This is a genomic window from Allomuricauda sp. NFXS6, from assembly GCF_040148835.1.
Taxonomy (GTDB): Bacteria; Bacteroidota; Bacteroidia; order Flavobacteriales; family Flavobacteriaceae; genus Flagellimonas.
The window spans coordinates 230,091-251,945 of sequence record NZ_JAGEMG010000003.1; the positions used below are offsets into that span (position 1 = coordinate 230,091).

Sequence of the window (21,855 nt, forward strand, 5' to 3'; positions counted from 1 at the left end):
CATGAACAAGAAGGATGGCTTTCTGGAAGAGCTGCTGGGTAGAAGACCCCTTGATATCGCACCGATTCTCAACAAGTCTATGGTCAAGAAGCAGAGATGTAAAAAGGAGGCCCTTGGACTTTATGTCCAAGGGTTTTTTGCATAGGGTGGATGGACTTTTTTTTCTAGGATCATAGATATCAATTGAAACTAGTTAGTTGTACACAAGTGGCGGTTAATCCAATGGATACCTTATTTTGTTACAAATAAACAATTAAATTACCCTTACTTTGTTACAAATATTAGAATAAATTACCCTTACTTTGTTACATATATTTAAAATATGAATTTTAAAAGACATATAATTTCCTATTTGGAGAACTGGAAAATCGCCAAGAATAGGAAGCCTTTAATACTAAGAGGTGCCCGACAGGTTGGAAAAACTACCCTGGTTGGAGAATTTGCCAATAATTATGGACATTATATCTACCTGAATCTTGAAAAATCGGCTGACAGGGAATTTTTTGAGAGATATGATGAAGTCGGAACACTTGTGGAGGCCTTGTTTCTGTCCAATAATATAAGTTCAAAGGGTCAAGGGGATACATTGCTCTTTATCGATGAGATACAGGAGTTGCCCAAAGCCATTCAGTCGCTACGTTACTTCTATGAAGAAGTACCTGAATTGAATGTAATAGCAGCTGGATCACTATTGGAGTTTGCCATAAAGGATGTGGAGAACTTTCCTGTTGGCCGCATTGAGTATTTATACCTATATCCGTTGAATTTTCATGAATACTTAGAGGCGATTGGTCACCATACGGCTTTGGAACAGTTGGATTCCCTCCCTGTCAAACCGGTAGCACATAAAATATTGATTGAACTTTTCCATAGGTATGCCATTATTGGGGGAATGCCCGAAATTGTGAGCACAGATATAGAGAGCAATAATTTGGCCGAGTTGCCCAGGGTCTATGAAAGTATTTGGGGAACCTATAAGAACGATGTGGAAAAGTATACTTCAGGTGAAAGTGAAAGAAGGGTAATCAAGCATATTATGGATACTGCCCACCTATACATTGACCAAAGAATTAAATTTCAAAATTTTGGGAACTCCAATTATCGGTCGAGGGAAGTGGGGGAAGCGATGAGAAACCTGGATGCAGCTAAAATCATACAGTTGGTCTATCCCACAACGGATATTGAACCGCCTATCAAGCCAAATGTCAGTAAATCACCAAGACTTCAGTTTTTGGACACTGGCATTGTAAACTATACCTTGGGAATACAAGCCCAACTTTTGGGTATGGAAGATCTCAGCAATGCATTTAAAGGGGCCATAATACCCCACTTGGTCATACAAGAGGTAATATCATTGAATTCCATTACCAACTCAATACCACATTTCTGGGTTCGTGAGAAAAAGCAGGCTTCTTCAGAAGTGGACCTGGTATATCAGTTTGGTGACAAGGTCATTCCGATAGAAATAAAATCGGGCGCAACAGGCACATTGAAATCCCTTCATCAATTTATGGATAGGGTAGGCCACCCGTATGCCATTAGAATGTACGCAGGAGAATTTAAAATCCAAAATTCAGTAACCCCAAGTGGTACACCTTATCTATTGATGAACCTGCCTTATTATCTGGGGACACAACTCCCGAGTTATATTGATTATTTTGTCCATAATTTTGCCGTGGAATAATGGAAAGCCCTATTGGAAGGGGAAGTCTACAATCGCCGTCTCGAACAAACTATTGAAACAAGCGTTTGCCATTGCAAAATTAGGACTGCCCTATGATGAAAATTATGTGTCGAGATTAAGTTAAAAACCCTTGTTTTTAATGATTTCATTTTTTTAGCAATTAGATATAAATTGTCAGATGTTGAATGGAAAAATAAAGTATCATTTTTTATAGCGAGTGTGCAAAAAACGGTCCAAGTGAACCACTAAAAACGGATATTTTTGAACCACTTAAAAAATCATTTCAGACTAGGCTATAAAAGGGTTTGCAATAAATATTACCATGCTCACTTTAATCCGGTGGAGGTGGTATACTATGTCCGTCCTTTCCACCAGAAGCAGGTATACGATGTCCGGGGTTTCCATTTAAGCTCCGAAATCATTCCAAAAAGATCCTAATATCAATTCAATTTATAAAGTATAATAAATTATACCATATGATTACAATGGGTGTTTAAGTATAATATGATATACTTAAATATTTAATCTAAATGCCTTTTTTAGATTTCGGGACTGTTTTTTGGGAATCCCTGCTTTATCGGAATATTGTTCCCATAGACCCAACGTTTTTCTGATGGTTTCAATATCCTCACTGGCGTTTTTATAGTTTATTTGGTCGGCGACCGTTTGTAGATCCTTTCTAGTGAAGTTGTCACGTTTTCCGGCAATTGTCATTTGATGACCGTTGGTCCATTGACCAGACGGATTATACGCATACGTGACATCATAAGCAGGTGAAAGTTGCCATCTACCAGATCGGTCCATTAGGAATGAAATGTTCTTTGTATGGTCATCTTGATTCCGTGCCAGTACATTGAAGACCATTCTTCTAAAGAGTTGAATGGCTTGCTCTTTTGGAAGTAGAAGTTTCCTCATCACATCTAGAGCGTCTTCATAACCATATATGCCAGGTTTCCGGTAATCGAAATGGCCAAGCGCACAAAGCGTTTGCATGTGTATTTTTTCTCCTTGACCAATTCTATCAAATCGTTTTGTCATAAAGTGGCCCCGTCCATTTTCTTCCAAAAGTTTTGAAGGCATCATTTCAATCCCGCAATCAATGGCCATCAGGTAATAAGCATATTCTATTCTCCCGTACCCTTGAGGGTCACCGAGCTCCTTGTTGGTTATACCGTCAAATTTCAATATGAAATGCTCAAAACCATTAGGTACTTTTGTTTGACCGGAACGCACTTCCTGTGTGGCTTCATTGTAGGCTATGATTGCCTTTGCTCGTTGTCCTCCAGCTGAGGTGCCCACTTTGATCAATTCGTTCATTGCCTCGGTTTCCTGAAGATTCAATGAAATGTTCTCCCTTTCCTGTTGAATCTTTCCCGACAATTCCACCAAACTTGAAATGTTCAATGCCGTCGATTGGTCATAGCCTAATTTTTTAGCTGGTTCGAATTCCAATGCTCCCATGCCCCGGGTGCCGATATAGGTGAGACGGTCCAACGGTGAGAAGTCAGTTTTTTTTATACCGTTCAATTTTAACCATCTATCGATCAGATTGTTTCCAAAGTCATCGGGCAACACATCGGAAATCATTCCAGGAAGACCTTTATAGGTTTGCTCATCCAAAGATGGAAAATTGTAAATCTTAGCCTTCGATCCAGAAATGGGCATATGTATTGGTGATACGTTCAGACCCTTGCTAATAAAACCGGGTTGGAACTCAAATGAACCAAGATTACGATCATCGTCCCAACTCAAGGCTCCGATATTTTCACCCCATAGCGTAACACCGATTACATCTACCATTCTGATATCTTTTCTTTATCAAAATCAGCACCGGACGCACGCTCACGCTCTTTTCCCTTTAATTTGAGCAGTTGAACCGGGCTAATCCCGGGATCAGGCAGGAATTTGTCCAAAGCGGAAAGGTCCCCGAATGCCCTAAGAATTTGAATCAAGGTCAATAATGAGGTATTGTTGCCGGATTCAAAGTTTTTTATGGTTTGAATGTGTAGGCCGGTTATATTCGCTAATTGTTCTTGCGTCATATTTAGATTCAGTCGTCGCTGACGAACCCTTTTCATAAGTTCCTCCAAAATGGATTCATTTGATGATTTAGAAGATATCATTTTAGGTATATTAAATTATACTTAATATAACAAAAATACAAATAAAGTATAATATGCTATATCTTAAAAGTGTGTATTTTGTATTCTGCGTTTATAAATTGTTCCAATCAACGAACTTTCTGGGTATTCGAAAATTCCAGTTTTGATCTTAGCTGCAAAAAACGGTCCAAGTGAACCACTAAAAACGGATATTTTTTAACCACTTAAAAAATCATTTCAGACTACGCCATAAAAGGGTTTGCAATCAATATTACTATGCTCACTTTGATCCGGCGGAGGTGGTATACTATGTCCGTCCTTTCCAATCATAGGAAATTGAAACAAGAAACTCGTTCAAGAGTCAAGGCCAAGGTTTGCGTCAAAAACAAAGATTTATATTGGACTTGACTTTTTCTGAAAGCTCAGTTTCTTTTTCAAGACCTGCATGTCCTGGCTTACTTTTTTCTCAAGTACCCGTGCATAGATCTGGGTTGTGGCCAGTTTGGTATGCCCGAGCATTTTAGAAACTGTCTCAATGGGAACACCATTTGACAGTGTTACGGTCGTTGCAAAGGTGTGGCGAGCCATATGGAAGGTAAGATTCTTTTTGATCTTGCACAGGTCGGCAATCTCCTTTAGGTAGCTGTTCAGTTTTTGGTTGGATATTTTAGGCAATAAAGTACCCGTTGCTTTTGTTCTTGCATGTCCAAGGTATTTATTTACAAGAGAAAGCGGGACATCCAATAAGGGGAGTTCATAGGGAACTCCGTTTTTGTTTCGTTTTGCGGTTATCCATTTATTCCCATCAATCCCGATGACAAGATTTTTATGGGTCAGTTGTACGATGTCTCCATAGGGAATACCTGTATAGCAACTAAAAAGAAATAGGTCTTTTACAATTTCAAGGCGCTCGCATGCTATTTCTAAATGAACAATGCTCTTAAGTTCTTCCTCGGTCAGAAATTCCCTCTGCCTTTTTTCCATTTTAGGGGTAAATTTTTTAAATGGGTCGTCTTTCAACCAATCCAGTTCAACTGCCAACTTTATTTGTTTTCTGAAACGTTGGATATGTTTCATCACAGCATTGTTGGCAATGGACTTTCTGTAATGTTTCTTTGGGTCATAAGCGCGAAGGAAGCTCTCCAATCGCAAAAGGAAAGGGTAATCAAGTTCGTGCAACGGATAATCATTTTTATTGTATTGTTTTTTGATGAACTCAAGGACATACCTTTGATTGGTCCTGTAATGGCAAAGGGTTTTGGGAGCCAATTTTTCCTTGTTGGTCTCATTGTGGAAATCAAAGACCTCGCTCAAATAACGTACCTTTTGGTTCTCACCGAGATAATGGGATTTTATCTTTTCCACGGTAACGAGACCGTGGGCTGCCTTTAGTTCCCGGTACAGTTGGAAAATTTCCATTCTGACCTCCTCCAGGTATTCGTTCAAGTATCTGGCGGATGCTTTGGTGCCCTTGGCACGTTGTTTTTTTGAGTCCCAACTGTTGACATTCAGTTTTTTCTTCAGGCTGATGTTGGCCTTTTTGCCGTTAAGACTGATTCTGGCGTAAAGATTTGCTTCATTATTGGCATTTGCTCGTTGGGCGTATTGCCAAATTAGGATGGAAAATGTGTTGGTCGATCTCATAGAGAAAGGTTTTTGGTTAAACAATCTGCTACGAAAGTCAAATCAACCATACAGTCAAATCGTCCGATTTTCAATGCCAAAATTTCATGTTGACGAATTGAAAAACCTATGTTGACGATTTGTGAACTCTTTTAAACCATATTATATCAAATTAAATGATATGCCAAAAAATGCAAAATCCTGTAAATCAGTTAGATTACAGGATTTTGATGTCTTATGATTTGTTAAAAAGTGACCTGACTGGGGTCATCCGTTTTTTACGGGTTGTTGTTCTTTCTTTTTGGACATCAGCAAGAACAATAGCCCGCACAACAACCAAGCTGGTAATGTCATAAAGGATAGGAATATGTCAAAGGTGACCGATACAAAGTAGCACAGTCCAAAGCTGATGGCCCAGGCCCAGAATACCGCCCGGTTGAATTTCACGTGCCTTGTTTCGGCATAATCCATAATGATGTTGGCCTTTTTACCGTAAAAATGTTCAAACACGATAATGGCGCCCATGGGTGCCAGAATAAAGCCGTACAGTGCCACAAAATCCAAAAGTTTCATGGCAAAGGCAGGGAACAAGCCTGCCAAGGTGGCCACACTACCGGCAATGATGGTTACCCAAAAGGTAGAGGTCTTGGGAATGATTGCCTGGAAGGCCAATCCTGCACGGTAAATGGTGGGATTGGCCGTTGTCCAACCCGCCAAAACCACGGCAATGGCGCCGAATATTCCCAAAGCATTGTAAGCCAATGGACCAGGAGCGACGTTTGGAGCAGTTCCACCGGACAAAGCTGCTTGTGCCTCAGGTGATTTTAGGTACACCGCATAAAGCAAGGCAGCCGCAATCCAAGCCATATAGTGGCCCACGTACATTCCCGCGGCCGTGGTCCAACCGGAACTGGCCTTTTTTGCAAATCGGAACACGGAGAGATCGGACATCCCCACGTGCATGGCGGCATTGGCGAACCAAGACCAGATCATCACATGCCAAAATGTATATTTGATCTGTCCTGGAAAGGGTTCGCCACCTTCGCCCCAGATGTTCCAAAAATCGGAAAAGCTGTTCACGTCAAGCTCGCGCAATGCCACGATTCCACTGGCCAAAAATGCCAGCACAATGATCGGGGACATATAGTTGGCCGCCTTGGAAACGGTCTCATAGCCTTTTGCAGCAATCAAGGAGATGACCGCTCCGATGGCCAATACGATGATCACCCAGGTAATTCCGTTGGGCATGGTATCGGTCAACTTGGGCATTTCCATATTAAAGGGAATCCCTACGGCCGTAGCAGAGACCGTGATCATGGCCCCAGCAAGGAAACAGAACAAAATCCCGTTGGCGAGGTTGTAGCCAATCACCAATTTTTTGCCCACTATTTTTTCCAATTGATAGTACAGGGTAAGCCGATATTTGACGGCAATTTCAGCCGTAAGAAAACGCCAGCTCAAAACCGCCAGAAGGTTCCCCAATAGCAGTCCTATGATCAGATCAAAAGCACTGACACCTGTGGTCAAAAAGAGCGGGCCGATCACAAATTCGGTACCTGCTGCGTGCTCTCCGGCATACATGCCCAAAAAGCTTTTCCAGCTTTTTAATTTGGATTGGGGCACGGGTTCTCTTTCGAATTCGCCACCTGCTATTTCCTCAATCTCTTCATCAATATTATATTGGCTCATCTAGTTAGGTTTGATTGTTAATTTTATGTGCTTAGTTTATTAGATCAAATGCTTGTGCAGGTCCTCGATGTTTTCGCAGCACAATTGGTCCATGATCTGTTGGAGCTGCACTTTTAAAATGGTCATGGTGTGATCACCTCCCTTATGGCCCATGGCCGCGGCTCCGTACATAAAGGAGCGTCCCATAAAGGTGAATTCGGCTCCCCGTGCGAGGGAACGTGCCATATCCGGACCGGAACGCATGCCGCTGTCCATCATGATGGTAATTTGGTCTTTGTATTTTTCCGCAATACGGGTCAATGGCGCAATGGTGGATTCCCCCGCATCCAATTGTCTTCCTCCGTGATTACTTACAATAATCCCATCAAAGCCTAATTTTATGGCCTGTTCGGTATCTTCTTCGGAGGCCACACCTTTCAACACCAATTTGCCTTTCCATTTATCTCGTATGGGTTTGATGCGTTCTTCGTTTAAACGGCCCGAAAAGGTTTTGTCCATAAACTTGCCCAGTTGCTTTAGATTGAGACCTTCCGGGGTGTATGGCTTTAGGGTTTCAAAAGTGGGAATACCGTGTTTTAGCGTTTGAAATGCCCAATTTGGCTTACCTAATATTTGAAGAATGTTGGCCATTGTCATTTTTGGGGGAAGTGCCAAGCCGTTCTTAAAATCCCGAGGTCTGTACCCAAAAGTCGGTACATCACAGAGCAATACCAAAACGGGGCATCCTGCGGCTTCCGCTCGATTCAAAATATCGTTTCTTACCACATCTTCGGCCGGGTTGTACAATTGAAACCAAGCTTTGCCCTCGGTCAGTTCACTGGCCCGTTCGATATCCATGGTGGTCACGGTACTCAAGATAAAGGGCACCTTGTGCTTGTTGGCCGCTTTGGCCAGAATTTCTGGGGAATTGGGCCACATCAGTCCTTGCAATCCCACGGGTGCCACACCAAAAGGGGCATCGTACTCCTCACCAAAGAGGGTGGTTTTTATGGATGCGCCCTTAAAGTCCTTGATGTAGGTGGGCTTTAGGGTAATGTCCCTGATTTCGGAGGTATTTCGTTTTATATTAATGTCTTCATTGCAACCGCCATCCAAATATTCAAAGGCAAATCGAGGTATTCTTTGCTTTGCTTTCTCCCTCAGATCATCAACAGAGGGGTATCGGGTATCGAAACTTAGGGCCATATCAATTGGTAATTAGGGGTCTGTGCTTTTTTAAGGCGTAATTGTTTTTGAGGAACTTTTGGTCCAGTTCCACATCGGAAATGGCAATGGCCGCTCCGAGTGCCGAACCTAAAGAGGCGTCCGTGGTCTTGACCTTCATGTTTTCAAAACCATGGGCCAGCAATTCCACGAATATCTGATTATGGGCAAAGCCGCCATCGATATATAATTGGTCGATCGCATCATTCCCAATAGCTCTTTTGATACGGTCCACTTGCAATTCCACCAATTCCATCATCAATTGATGGTAGGCTTCTTCATAAGAGTCGAAATTCATGGGAGCAGGGGGCTTGGGCGATTCCACATCAAGACTTGTCCATTCAAAGGTATGGGTGAACTTGTCTTTTAGTTTTTGATAGAGCGCCGGATTGAAACCTACCGACTTGTGGTGGTCTTCGGACACATGGAAAAGTTGGGCCAATTCCTTGATTTTTTCGTTGTACTCATTTCCCAAGAACAAACGGGCAGCTTTTACAGGTTCCCCGTTGATGCGCATATAGTTGATGCAATTGGAATTGGTGTCCTCATCGGTCAAAAGCTCCTTGGAAAATGGATTCAGCGCGATGCTCCACGTTCCCGTGGAAAGCAACAGGAATTTTTTGTCAATACTTCGGATGTAGGGCAAAAGTGCCGATGAACTATCGTGGATACCGACGCCGACTTTTATTGGATGCCCCATTAGCTTGGTGTTGATACTGGTTCCCGTGTCCACAATGGAAGGCAATACCTTATGTATTTCCTCTTGGTACACCCAATCGTGGTAATCCTGCTTTTCGTAGTTCCAGAGGGCGGTATGGCAACCAATGCTGGTGTATTCGCTGACCGGAATTCCCGTGAACAGATAGCTCAGATATTGCGGTAGGTGCAAGGAGTGCTTGATTTTGGCAAAAACCTCAGGTTTTTCGTGTTTTAACCAATAGAGCTGGATGCCCGAATTGAGCATGCCCTCTCGTGTGGTGCCCGTTTCCCTGCAAAATGGTATCTCAGGGCCATACTGCCCGTAGAATCTTGAAATGACTTCTTCCGGAATGGGCTTGGTGTAATTGTACAGCGGGGTGACCACCTTGCCCATGTCGTCCAAATGCACAAAGCTGGCACCATAGGAGGAAAAGTTGACAGCTTTTACGTTGTACTCCTTTGATTTTAGGATGTTGTGAAAGGTGCTCTTGATCCAATGTTGAAGCTCGGTCAAGTTTTCCGTGGGATGCCCGTCTTCATCTTCAATGGGTTCCAAATAGGTATAATCGCGATGGACCTCTTTGAAATCCAAATCAAAAAGGAAGAATTTTTTGTTGGTCTTACCAATGTCAAAAACTGCGATTGCCTCTGTTGCCATAGTGTTTGGATTAAAGCCCTGTTGCCGTTGAATGTTTTCCCCTTTCGTCCACCAATGTTTTGCGGATATCCAAGTGCCTGTACGTATCCAGTGGGTGCAAGGCCCCTCCCTTGGAGACCCGGGCACGTTCCAATAAGGGACGAACATCGGTCAGGTAGGCATTTTGTAAAATTTCTTGACAAAAGGCCACATCCTTGTTCTTTTGCGCTTCACGAAGTTCTTTTTGATTCACCAAAAGTGCCTTGGCGTAGGAAGAACGGATGGCCTCAAGGGATTGCATCAGGTCTTCCAAAGGGTCTTTAAGATTGTGACTGGCATCGATCATCCAGGCCGGGTAGGGGTTTTGCGGATTGTTCTCCATACCGTAGACCAGTTCGTTGAAAATAAGGAACAAAGCATATGGCTTGATGCTGCCCACGGTAAGATCATCATCCCCATATTTGCTGTCGTTAAAATGAAAGCCTCCCAGTTTCCCCTTCATCATCAGGGTGGCCACGATCTGTTCTATGTTGGTATTGGGCAAATGGTGCCCCAGATCCACCAAGGTATAGGCTTTTGGACCACATTCGTTGGCCAACATAAAAGAGGTGCCCCAATCTTGGATTACTGTACTGTAAAAATTGGGTTCGTAGGGCTTGTATTCGATTAAGAGTTTCCAATCCTCAGGTAGCGCTGCATAAATCTGCTTTAAACTATCCTGGGTGTTTTTTAATGCCGTTTGGAAATTATGCTGTCCCGGAAAATTGGAACCATCCGCCAACCAAACGGTCAAACTTTTGGAACCCAACTTTTCGCCCAAACGGATCACATCGATATTGTGTTGCACGGCCTGTTGCCTGGCCTTTTGATCGGTGCTGCAAAGCGAACCGAACTTATAGGAATGTTCTTGGTCGGGCTGATCTTGGAAGGTGTTGGAATTCATGGCATCGAACTTGAGATCGAGCCATTTGGTCAACACCTTGATTTTTTGGACATCCTCTGGGACATCCCATGGGATATGGAGCGAGATGGCCCCTGCGGATTGTGTCAAGGCATGGATCAATCCAACATCCTCGATTTTTTGTTCCAAAGTTCCCGGTTCCCCGTGATAGGAGAATCTCCCGAACCTAGTTCCCCCGGCGCCCAAGGCCCAACTGGGAATGGCGACTTGGAAGTCACTTATCTTTTTTAGCAGGCCATCAACATCGTACCCTTGGTTTGTCAAGTTATTGGCCAAAAAATCAAAGCTTTGATTATGCTTGTCAATAGTGCTTTGGTTTTCGGATGTGATCTGTTCTTTATCTAAAATCATAGGGTGTATTAATCTTTAAAAACCGTAGGCCATATGCAGGCTTACGGTAACTTGAATGGTAAATGACTAAACTAAAAACCTATCTTGTAAATGCATTGGCCATGCCACCATCCACATTGATAATGTTTCCAGTACTTTTATCCAAAAGGCCGACAAAGGCGAACACGCCGTTGGCAATATCTTCCGGATATATAATTTCGTTGAGCAGATTCCTTTTGGCATAGTGCGCAGGCAACTCATCTACTGCTATGCCGTAGGCTTTGGCACGGCCTTCGGCCCAATCTCCTTCCCATATCTTGCTCCCTACGATAACGCCATCGGGATTTACTGTGTTCACCCGGATGCCCTTGCCACCCAGTTCCGCTGCCAACAAGCGCACCATATGTTGTTGTGCTGCCTTTGCTGTTCCATAGCCTACATTGTTGGGTCCCGAGACCAATCCATTTTTACTGGCAATACTTATAATGTCTCCGCCAAGGTCTTGTTTTTCCATAATGGCAACACCTTGCTTGTAAAGTTCAAATTGACCTTTTACCAATACATTCTGAAGCAAGTCCCAATCTTTTTCCGTAGTCTCTGCCAAGGGCTTTGAAATGGCCAATCCCGCACTGTGGATTACCAAATCCACCCCGCCAAATTCCAGACAGGCATCCTTGTAAGCTTTGCTTATGGACGCTGAACTGGTCACATCGCAGACCGAATAGCTGGCAACATCCTTAGGATATGTTTCCAAAGCTTCCTGCAATCTATCTTCGGCAATGTCCGTCAATACCACATTGGCCCCTTGCTCGGCAAGTTTATCCGCAATCGCCTTGCCGATGCCACCGCCAGCACCGGTGACCAAAGCCACTTTTCTGGAAAGAGGTTTTTCCTTGGGCATACGTTGCAGTTTGGCTTCTTCCAACAACCAATATTCAATGTCAAAAGCCTCCTGTCTTGGCAGCGAAGTATATTCGGTAATGGCTTCTGCACCGCGCATTACATTAATGGCGTTGATGTAGAACTCACTGGCCACACGGGTGGTCTGCTTGTTTTTGGCAAAACTGAACATACCCACCCCGGGATAAATGATAATGACGGGGTTGGGGTCCCGCATCGCCGGGCTGTTGTCATGTTTGCAGTTTTCGTAATAGGCGTTGTATTCTTTTCTATAGTGTTCAAATGCCGGTTCCAACTTTTGTAGGACCTCGTCCGTATGGGACACATCTTCTTTTGGATCCAATGTCAGTACCAGGGGTTGGATCTTGGTGCGCAAGAAGTGATCGGGACAGGAAGTTCCCATTGGGGCCAATCGTTCCAAGTCGTTACTGTTGATATACTCCATGACCACATCGGCATCGGTAAAATGTCCGATCATGCGGTTTTCGGAAGAACACAGTCCTCTCAACATTGGCATCAACTGTGCAGCCTTTTCCTTGCGTTGGTCAGCAGGTAGCGATTCCACTTTTTGTCCACCAAAAACGTCGCCTTGTGCCTTGATTTTTTTCGCAATGTATTCCGAGGCCATTTCGATGACCTCCAAACTGTTGATGTAGCATTCATAAGAAGTGTCCCCCCAAGTAAACAAGCCGTGGCTCCCCAAGACAATACCTCTAATACCGGGGTTTTCGTTCAAACATTTTTCCAACTGAAGACCTAGGTCAAAGCCCGGTCTTTGCCATGGAACCCAGCCCATGGTGTCGCCCCAAATTTCTTTGGTCACCTTTTCACTGTCCTTGGCTGCTGCCGCGGCAATCAAGGCATCGGGGTGTAAGTGATCAATATGCTTGAAAGGGAGCAATCCGTGCAATGGGGTGTCAATGGATGGGGCTCGACTGTCCAGATCATAGATACAGTGGTTGAAGAGGCCGACCATTCTATCTTCATCGTGCAATCCTTTGTAGACTTTTTTCAGGTTTCTTAGACGTTCTGTGTAAAGTCCTGCAATCCCTGATCGGGTAAGGGTTCCAATATCTCCTCCAGATCCCTTGATCCACATGACTTCAACGTCTTCGTTGGTCAGCGGGTCCTTCTCAATCGTTTTACAACTGGTATTTCCCCCTCCGTAGTTCGTGATCCTAAGATCGGAGCCCAAAATATTGGATCGGTAAAGGAAAAGGGCCACCTGGTCATCGCCAAGTTCCAAGGCCTTTTTTTCGTCCCATAGATAATCCACGTGTTTAAAAGTCTTAATCCCCATCAGGTTATTTTTTTTATTATTGTTATCGGTAAATGTAGTTACCCATTTTCTTTTAAGTGTTCTGCACTGTTAAGTAAACAGTCCGTAAAAGTTAGTAAAATGTTGGGATTGATCGATATAAAGGAGGAATCCAAAGTACCAAAGTACAAACAGATAGTGGATTCCATTTTGGCCGCCATAGAAAATGGCAAGATAAAACTGGACGATAGGCTCCCTTCGGTGAACGAACTGCTGATTGAATTTGATATTTCCAGGGATACCGTGGTCAGGGCATACGATCACTTAAAGAAAAACAAAATTATCGAATCGGTCCCGGGCAAGGGGTATTATGTAAAGAGGGATGAACTTGCCCTGAAGGCCAAGGTTTTTCTGTTGTTCAATAAATTGAGCCCCCACAAAAAAATTATTTACGATGCCTTTGCCCGTGCGTTGGGCGATAGTGCCACCATAGACTTTTTTATCTATGAAAACAATTATCGGCATTTCAAGGAACTGATCTTGGATTCCAAAAAACGTTCCTATACCTATACCCATTATGTAGTAATCAGCCATTTTGAGGAAGGTGGGGACGATGTGCTCAATTTTATCAAAAAAGAAATTCCTCTGGAAAAGTTGATTGTACTGGACAAAAGGCTAGATGGGCTTTCCAATGAGGTGTCTTCCATTTATCAGGATTTTGAAACAGATATTTATTCTGCGCTGGTTGAGTTGAATCCAAAGCTTAGAAAATACAAGCAAATTAAGTTGTTGCTCCCTAAGAAGACTTATCATCCGGGCGAAATAAAAAAAGGCTTTATTAAATTCTGTGGGCAATTTGCCTATGAATTTGGATTTGTTGAAGAGATAGAATCCAGTGAGATCGAAAAGCATACAGCATACATCAACCTAAAAGAAAATGATTTGGTGGTGTTGATCAAGAAAATCAAGCAAACGGATTACGTTTTGGGCAGGGATGTGGGCATTATATCCTACAACGAGACGCCTTTGAAGGAAGTCTTGCTCGATGGTATCACGGTCATCTCCACCGATTTTGAAAACTTAGGAAGAAAAGCAGCAGAGATAATCCTTAAAAACCAACCTATTTATATGGACAATCCGTTCCATGTGATACAAAGAAACTCTTTGTAACCAATTCTTCTTCATAAAAACATAGATCTATACCGTATCAGAACAGTACAGAACGGAATAGTTTCACTCTAACATTGTCTTACCATTGTGTCAAATCGATTGTCATTTTTGGACGATTGATGGTGCTTCAGCCTTGATTTCTCCAAAATCGGGCGGTTCATAAGATTAAGTAACTAAAAACAAACTATGAGGACTAAAGAGACATTATGGTTAGGGGTTCTTTTTATGGCAATTTTTTGTGGATTTGTAGCCAATGCACAGCAGAAAATTAGTTACGGATGCCGAAACGGGTAGGGGGTACCGTTATTGAAGAAGGCACTACAAACGATACAAGTGCCGATTTTGATGGGAACTATGCCATCGAAGTTTCATCAAACGCAGTATTGATGTTCTATTCCAAATCATTGTTGGTTATAAAGATGATCACGCTGATTTGTCAGAACAGATAAGAACAGTTGTTTGAAAGTTATATCTTATACTTGACCTATAAACTAAACAAACAGGGATGGAGAATCACAATCAAAATCGATTCGGTGCTATAAGGAAAATTACAGTCGCACTCTTCCTATTATTTTTTACGATTTCTTTTTGGGCCACGGGCCAGCTTTCCATAGAAAACTTAAAGGTGGACTATATGGAAAAGCCCTTGGGAATCGATATTACCAATCCTAATTTCAGTTGGCAGATGAAGGCCAATGATACCAAAAGGGGCTATGGGCAACAGGCTTATCAAATTATGGTGACCGATGCGGAAGGAGACTTGGTTTGGGATTCCAAACGACAAAACAACACCCAATCCATAGGGGTGAAATACAAGGGAGAAACGCTAGAGGCAAGAACCCGATATACTTGGAAAGTCACGGTTTGGGACGAAAGTGGAAACACTTTCGAGGGGGAGTCTTGGTTTGAGACCGGGCTTATGGAAAGCGACGCCAATGCCGAAGCTTGGAATGATGCCAAGTGGATAGGCGGATCCGATGAGGATATGGTGTTCTATTCCCAGTACCTATCCGTTTACAAATTGGAATATGGGATACAGTTGGATGAAAAATCAAAATCCACCAAAGGGGCATTGGTCTTCGGTGCCAACGACAAACGGTTGATGGATAAGGATTTGAACGTCCAAGGTGTTGAAAATGAACTTGATGAAAGCTTTATTGCGTTTGAATTGGATATCTCGCCCTTGGACGGTTCCGAAAATGGCCTTGCAAAAATGCACGTATATCGCGTAGGATATGATGTCAAGGATACAAAGGAAACACCACTTTTTAGTTTCTCCATCCCAAAATCCTTGATCAATGATGAAAACAAATATGAGCAACACTCCATTTACATAGACTGTAATTTTGGATTGTTTGATATCTTCTTGGATGGCAGAAAAAGGGAGAACAGGATTTCCAAATCTGATATGGAAAATCCTTCACCTTATGTAAGCCAAGGATTTAACCTGAACCCGGTGGGTAGAGGAAACAACTACATCAGTTTCCCGATGGTCGGGGATATTGGATTTTGGGCCAAAAAGGGTCAGAAAATGCTTGTTTCCGAACTAAAAGTGAAGCATTTTCGTGAACCCTCCAATGCTTTGTTCCACGAAAACGTAAAAGATTTCGGTTCGTATTCGGGTGTTTTCAGCGGCGCTTCCAAGTCCGATCGGCTTTCAATTTCCCCTAATGGATACCGTGTTGATGGAGCTGATGACGGGGCCCTTATTTTGGTGGACCCAAGCCAAAATGCAGCTCCCATGTTGCGGTCCGTGTTTGCTTTAGAAAGTAAAGAAGTACAAAAAGCAAGATTGTACGTAACCTCCAGAGGTGTCTATGAAATATACTGTAACGGGGAACGTGTAGGGGACAGCTACTTTTCTCCCGGACTCACCCAGTACAACAAGAACCACATGTACCAAACATATGATCTTACCGATCGGTTAAAGTCAGGTGGTAAGGACAATGTACTTGGTGCTTGGTTGGGTGAAGGCTGGTGGAGCGGCAATATTACCTATAGTGGTGAAAACTGGAACTATTTTGGGGACAGACAGTCTTTATTCGGTCAATTGGTTGTCACCTATACTGATGGAACGGAACAAATTTTGAACACCAATACAACGGATTGGAAGTTGTTCACCGATGGTCCCGTACGTTATGGAAGCTTCTTTCAGGGCGAGGTCTATGATGCCAACAAAGATAGGGCCGTTCAAGATTGGTCCACATCAACCTATGATGATTCTTCTTGGAAATCTGCCAGCGAGGTTCCACTCAAAGGAACCGCTTTTATAGGCGAAGCCTTGGATTATAATGATATGCAATTGGTCGGGCAAATAGGGGAGAACCCATCCATAGTAAAAACTTTGATGCCCAAAGCGGTAAAAGAAGTCAGGCCAGGCGTTTTTGTTTATGATATGGGGCAAAATATGGTAGGGTTTCCGGAAATTGATTTGCCCACTGGAAGACCAGGGGACACCATTACCTTGAGATATGCCGAAGTGACCTATCCAGATTTAGAGGATTCAGGAAACAACGTGGGTATGGTGATGTTGGAAAATATCAGGGCTGCCCTGGCACAGGACATCTACATCAGAAAAGGAGGGGAAGAAACCATAACACCGAGATTTACCTTCCATGGATATAGATATCTGGAGGTAACAGGTGTTGATAAAGCGCTTCCACTTGGCAGCGTAAAAGGAAAAGTCGTCAGTTCCATAAAGGAACTGGCATCCCACTATGAAACCTCGAACGAACTTGTCAATCGTTTTTGGAAAAACATAACCTGGTCCTTGCGGGGCAATTTCCTCTCCATACCCACGGATACCCCGGCCAGGAACGAGCGAATGGGCTGGAGTGGGGACATCAATGTATTTTCAGAGGTATCTACTTATTTGGCTAACGTGGAACCCTTTTTAAGAAGACACTTATTGGCTATGCGCGATATTCAAAGAGAAGATGGCAGGTTTACCGATGTGGCACCCGTTGGTGGTGGATTTGGGGGAACACTCTGGGGGAGTGCCGGTATCGTTATTCCTTGGGAGATGTACCAACAATATGGCGATGTCAAGATCTTGGAGGAACATTACGAAGCCATGCAACGCTATGTTGGATTTTTGGACACTAAAATTGATGAAGAAGCTGGAATTTTGAATGAAGGTCCATTGGGGGATTGGTTGAGCCCCGAAGGCTTTAAAAATGACAACACCTTGTTATGGACGGCCTATCATTTGTACAATTTGGACATCTTGAAGCGGACCGCTTCCATTCTCGGGAAGACAGGTGATGCATCAAACTACGAAGCGCAATATCAGCAAAAAAAGAAATTCTTTAACGCAACCTATGTCAATCAAAATACCGGGAAAACCGTGCATTCCGGGTTTGTAAGTCAAGGGTTTGGGCCACCGCCATCGGAGGAAGACCGACCAAAGAAAGGCGATTTGGTAGATACCCAAGCATCTTATGCCATACCACTGCATCTAAAGGCATTTAATGATGAAAACAAGGGAAAAGCCGTGGATCGATTGGTGGAGAGCATCGTCCGTAGCAATATGGACGAACTTGGGGTAAAAAGACCCGAATATTCCTTGATGACGGGTTTTATAGGAACTGCCTCTTTGAACCATGCACTTTCCGAAAACGGAAGGCATGAAACAGCGTATAAATTGTTGCAGCAAACTACCTATCCGTCCTGGCTTTACCCGGTAATCAATGGAGCAACCACCATTTGGGAACGATTGAATTCCTTTACCATTGAGGATGGGTTTGGGGGCAACAACAGTATGAACTCCTTTAACCACTATTCCTTTGGGGCCGTTGCCGCTTGGATGTACAATTACTCCCTGGGCATACAAAGAGATCCTGATTCCCCTGGGTTCAAACACTTTATTTTGGAGCCGATACCCGACCCTACGGGACAGATGACCTGGGCCAAGGGACATTATGATTCCATGTACGGAAGAATAGCAAGTGAATGGAAGTTGATTGACGGGGGATGGGAATACCGGGTAAGTGTCCCTGCCAATACCACCGCCACCTTAAAGTTGAAAGCCGACTCCATTAAAAAAGTGAAGGAATCCGGAAAGAAACTTAAGGCCGCTAATGGGATCGGGCAACTAAATCAAACGAACGGAAAGGTCTCGATGGAATTGGAATACGGAACTTATGTATTTACGGTACAATGATATCGGTATCGTTCGTTTGAATTGGATCGATCTTTAATTTTTCTGGGGAGACACACCTCGGTTCCAAGAGAAAATCAAATGCTCAGGATGGCACTTAAGGTTGGCAGCAGATTGTTATCAGGGGAGGTGGTACCTTATGATCAAGCAAGCTGAAATACCTGGAGCGACTTTTGCTTTCAAGGAGATGCTGCTGCTGAGCCTATATTTATTTGAAAGTCATACCAAAAGATGAGCACAATGTAATTTTTAAAGTACAAAATAATATACATTAAAATAATTAATTGATTTTACGTATATAATATCATACCTTAAGATTTAGTCTAACCGCTTTTTTTTAACTTTTGGGATTGTTTATTGGGAATACCCGCTCTATCAGCGTAATGTTCCCATTGATTCAATGTGACCTGAATAGCTTCAATACCATCTTTTGCGTTTGTATAACTTATATCATTGGCGATGGATTGAAGATCTTTTCCAGTGAAGTTGTAACGTTTACCGGCAATTGTCATCTGGTGCCCATTGGTCGATTGGCCTGTTGGTTTGTACGCATATGTGACATCATATGCGGGCTTCAGACTCCATTTACCGGATTTATCCATTATGAATGAAATGTTCTTCGTATAATCATCTTGGTTGCGGGCCATGACATTGAAGACCATTCTTCTAAAGAGTTGAACCGCGCTTGCTCTTTGGGGAGTTTAAGTTTCCTTATTATGTCCAAAGCATCCTCATACCGTAAACACCTGCTTTTCGATAATCGAAATGGGTAAGGGTGCAAGGGGTTTGTATATGCAATTTTTCTATACCCTTGTGGATCTCCAAGTTGCTTGTGGGTCACCCTCATCAAATTTGATAATGAAATGCTCAAAGCCCTCAGGTACTATAGTTTGACGGGACTTGTTCTAAAGATAAGTGATGGTTTTTTGACCGCTGTGGCGCTGGATATTTGGCTTCAAGCGAACTCTTATAGCAAATAATTAAAATTCCTTTTTACCAAATTCACTGTCAATGAACCTTGATCTGTTCTTGCTGTTGTTAAAGGTATAGGAGAGGTTGAGGATGATCATATCCACTTCATAGACGTAATTTGTAGTGGTATAAAACCCACCTTCCCTAAAAGTGGTGATTCTTTGCTCATTGGTGTCCAGTAGCCCTAGGTCCATATTCTGCCATTGCAATGTTGCGCTCAGTCGGTCATTGAAAAAGGATTTTCGGAAGCTTAGGTTGGGAGAATAGAACCTGGAATCCTCTCCTTGGGCCGTGTTTCTATCCGAAATATAATTGAAGGTGAACTGAAGTGATGCCGTTTCCGAAAAATCAAAGGTGCTATTGGCGTTAATGGAATATACAAAGGTTTCGGAATCCACGGGTCTTCCATCAAAGGAGCCATCTATTTTGTAGGTATAGAGATTGCCCCCGATAAAGTTGGACCAGTTTTTGGTGGGGCTGATTTGAGCTCCGATTTCCAAGCCCAGGGAGCTGGCCTTGCCCACATTGGTGTAGATACGGTTCAAGATGGTGTCGTTATACACCGTATTGACCCGATTGACGAGGTTCTTGACATCCTGAAAGTAGGCCGTGGCATAAATCGAATTGCCCCCTTTGAAATTTTTGGTCGCTCCCAGTTCGAACAGGTCGATGAACTCAGGCCGTAATCTCGGGTCTCCCTGCTCCAAGGTCTCCGAGTGTTCCCGTTCTGGAAACGGGTTCATTTTAAATGTGGTGGTGCGTTCCACTCTTTTGCTGTAGGCCGCTTTTATTTTGGTATTGTCCTTGAAGGTGTACTGTACCGAAGCGGAGGGGAACAGTCTTACATAGTCGTATACATAGGTAGTGTCAATGGTATTGGTCTTGTCCCTAAGGTCAAATTCCCGATTCATGGCCTCGACCCTTGTTCCCGCTGAATATTCCCATGATCCCTTTTTACCGCTCAATTGTGCATAGCCGGAATGTAGTTTTCTTTTGAGGTCTGCCTCGCTTGAAAATTCTGGCACCAGTTCAAATTGCCCGGTGGCATTGTTCCTTCTTTCATAAACAAAATCGCCCGTATGATCCAACAATCGGTACTGGTAGCCTGTTTCCAATTGCCCGAAGGAAAATGGATTCCACCTATAATCCAGTTGAAAGCGAATTCCGTGCAACGGGTTGTCATTGGTATTGTATTCGTCCTGCAGGATCGTGTTGGTGTCGGGGTACCCGAGATTGCGGTTGGTGGTCGGGCCTCCCAACAAGGTATATTCATAAAGCAATGAAGTGGAAAGATTGGAGGAGTTGTCAAAAGTATGGGCATAGTCCAGGCTTCCCAAGACAAAATCCCCTTTCCTTATTCTCAGATTTTCGTTATAGTATTGCATGGTATACACGCGATCACCGCCCATTGCCGGTGTTATGGCGTGATTATCGTAATAGCGGATGTCCGCCGTCCTGTCCTTACTGCGTTTCCCCGCATAAAAACCAAGGGAATAGGAGTTGGTGCTATCCGGGGCGTAGTCCACCGAAAACCTTCCGCTATAGTTAACTTCGTCAAAACTACGTTCCCCATCGGAAGGAAACCGGGTCAAGGTATCGTCGATGATGGTAAAGGCATCCCCTTCGCGTCGTCCCCCAAGGTCGTTCCTCTGGTAGTTCGCCCCAAGGGAAATGTTCCAATCGCCCTTGATCATATTGTATGTGGCATCAATACCGTACCGTTGGTGGGCCTCTGCATTGTCATAGTTTTCAATGGATGGAAATCCTCCCTTTACATTGATTTGGGCAAATGCTCCGTCAATAGCTCCTTTTTTAGTGATTATGTTGAGAATTCCAGCTTTCCCTTCCGGATCATACTTGGCCGAAGGTGCCGTAATCACCTCGACTTGATCGATGGAATTGGCGGGCAGTTGGTTCAATAAGGTCGATGCCCCTCCCTGCACGGGTTTGCCATTGAGCAGGACCACAAAGCCACTGTTGCCCCGTACATTGATTTCGCCCAGACCGTTTACCGTAACCGAAGGAATGTTCCGTATCACATCCGTGGCATTTCCTCCTTGACTGTTCTGAAAATTGGTCGCATCGAAAATCTGACGGTCAATTTTGTTGATGATGGCCGCCCGTTCTCCCGCAACAATAACTTCGTCCAATTGATTCTCCCCGATGGACAATGCTATGGTGCCAAGGTCCAGGTTCTGGTTCCTGCCCGTGATCTCGATATCGCGGATGGTACTGGTCCGATACCCTATAAAGGAAGCTTCAAGATAATAGGTGCCTTTTTTTACTCCCGCTATGCGAAAACCCCCATCCAAATCCGTGATGACCCCTGTGATGAGTTGTTCCGATGATCGGTCATACAGGGCGGCAGTGGCATATTCCAAGGGGTTCTGACCCGTTGCATCGACAATTTCACCGGTAATCTGAGCGGATGTAACGGTAGTGAACAGGAGCAAAAACAAGTAAAGAGG

The 21,855-nt window shown here is 43.6% G+C and carries 14 protein-coding genes and 2 pseudogenes; 6 read left to right on the forward strand and 10 right to left on the reverse strand.

The genetic code is table 11. The features are described from left to right. Position 1 precedes the first annotated feature (1 nt). From J4E06_RS06515 to J4E06_RS06525, 3 genes and pseudogenes are all read left to right on the forward strand, one after another. Complete coding sequence (locus tag J4E06_RS06515; RefSeq protein ID WP_349523227.1) at positions 2-145, forward strand: hypothetical protein; 144 nt, start codon at positions 2-4, stop codon at positions 143-145. 177 nt (positions 146-322) lie between these two features. Further along, entirely contained in the window at positions 323-1,684 is a 1,362-nt protein-coding gene (locus J4E06_RS06520; protein ID WP_349523228.1) for an ATP-binding protein, read from the forward strand. Positions 1,685-1,700: 16 nt separating this feature from the next. Beyond that, positions 1,701-1,808, forward strand: a pseudogene (locus J4E06_RS06525) (IS110 family transposase); the annotation flags it as partial. 389 nt (positions 1,809-2,197) lie between these two features. Here the strand turns inward: J4E06_RS06525 and J4E06_RS06530 are convergent. The 8 genes from J4E06_RS06530 to J4E06_RS06565 all read right to left on the reverse strand — a co-directional run bounded on the left by J4E06_RS06530 (position 2,198) and on the right by J4E06_RS06565 (position 13,128). Beyond that, positions 2,198-3,484 carry a type II toxin-antitoxin system HipA family toxin gene (locus J4E06_RS06530; RefSeq protein WP_349523229.1) on the reverse strand — a complete coding sequence of 429 codons (1,287 nt, stop codon included), beginning with the start codon at positions 3,482-3,484 and terminating at the stop codon, positions 2,198-2,200. Then, entirely contained in the window at positions 3,478-3,807 is a 330-nt protein-coding gene (locus J4E06_RS06535) for a helix-turn-helix transcriptional regulator (protein ID WP_349523230.1), read from the reverse strand. The genes J4E06_RS06530 and J4E06_RS06535 overlap by 7 nt, the downstream gene beginning before the upstream one ends. 372 nt (positions 3,808-4,179) lie before the next feature. After that, entirely contained in the window at positions 4,180-5,430 is a 1,251-nt protein-coding gene (locus J4E06_RS06540; RefSeq protein WP_349523231.1) for a site-specific integrase, read from the reverse strand. A 246-nt stretch (positions 5,431-5,676) separates the two neighbouring features. Beyond that, on the reverse strand, positions 5,677-7,098 hold the full coding sequence (locus J4E06_RS06545) for a purine-cytosine permease family protein (RefSeq protein ID WP_349523232.1): 1,422 nt from the start codon (positions 7,096-7,098) through the stop codon (positions 5,677-5,679). A 39-nt stretch (positions 7,099-7,137) separates the two neighbouring features. Then, positions 7,138-8,283 (reverse strand): alpha-hydroxy acid oxidase, encoded by a 1,146-nt coding sequence (locus J4E06_RS06550; protein WP_349523233.1) that lies wholly within the window; start codon positions 8,281-8,283, stop codon positions 7,138-7,140. Between the two features lies 1 nt (position 8,284). Beyond that, on the reverse strand, positions 8,285-9,658 hold the full coding sequence (locus J4E06_RS06555) for an FGGY-family carbohydrate kinase (protein ID WP_349523234.1): 1,374 nt from the start codon (positions 9,656-9,658) through the stop codon (positions 8,285-8,287). A 10-nt stretch (positions 9,659-9,668) separates the two neighbouring features. Next, on the reverse strand, positions 9,669-10,949 hold the full coding sequence (locus tag J4E06_RS06560) for a sugar isomerase (protein ID WP_349523235.1): 1,281 nt from the start codon (positions 10,947-10,949) through the stop codon (positions 9,669-9,671). A 79-nt stretch (positions 10,950-11,028) separates the two neighbouring features. Beyond that, positions 11,029-13,128, reverse strand: a complete 2,100-nt coding sequence (locus tag J4E06_RS06565; RefSeq protein ID WP_349523236.1) for a bifunctional aldolase/short-chain dehydrogenase — start codon at positions 13,126-13,128, stop codon at positions 11,029-11,031. A gap of 99 nt (positions 13,129-13,227) precedes the next feature. On the opposite strand from J4E06_RS06565, the gene J4E06_RS06570 reads away from it, so the two are divergent. From J4E06_RS06570 to J4E06_RS06580, 3 genes are all read left to right on the forward strand, one after another. Beyond that, on the forward strand, positions 13,228-14,256 hold the full coding sequence (locus J4E06_RS06570; RefSeq protein ID WP_349523237.1) for a GntR family transcriptional regulator: 1,029 nt from the start codon (positions 13,228-13,230) through the stop codon (positions 14,254-14,256). Between the two features lie 278 nt (positions 14,257-14,534). Next, positions 14,535-14,705, forward strand: coding sequence for a hypothetical protein (locus J4E06_RS06575; RefSeq protein ID WP_349523238.1), 171 nt, complete (start codon positions 14,535-14,537; stop codon positions 14,703-14,705). A 56-nt stretch (positions 14,706-14,761) separates the two neighbouring features. Further along, complete coding sequence (locus tag J4E06_RS06580; protein WP_349523239.1) at positions 14,762-18,418, forward strand: family 78 glycoside hydrolase catalytic domain; 3,657 nt, start codon at positions 14,762-14,764, stop codon at positions 18,416-18,418. Between the two features lie 320 nt (positions 18,419-18,738). Here the strand turns inward: J4E06_RS06580 and J4E06_RS06585 are convergent. Both J4E06_RS06585 and J4E06_RS06590 read right to left on the reverse strand, forming a co-directional pair. Then, positions 18,739-19,095 (reverse strand): annotated as a pseudogene (locus tag J4E06_RS06585) (HipA domain-containing protein); the annotation flags it as partial. Between the two features lie 300 nt (positions 19,096-19,395). Further along, complete coding sequence (locus J4E06_RS06590; protein WP_349523240.1) at positions 19,396-21,846, reverse strand: TonB-dependent receptor; 2,451 nt, start codon at positions 21,844-21,846, stop codon at positions 19,396-19,398. Positions 21,847-21,855 lie beyond the last annotated feature (9 nt).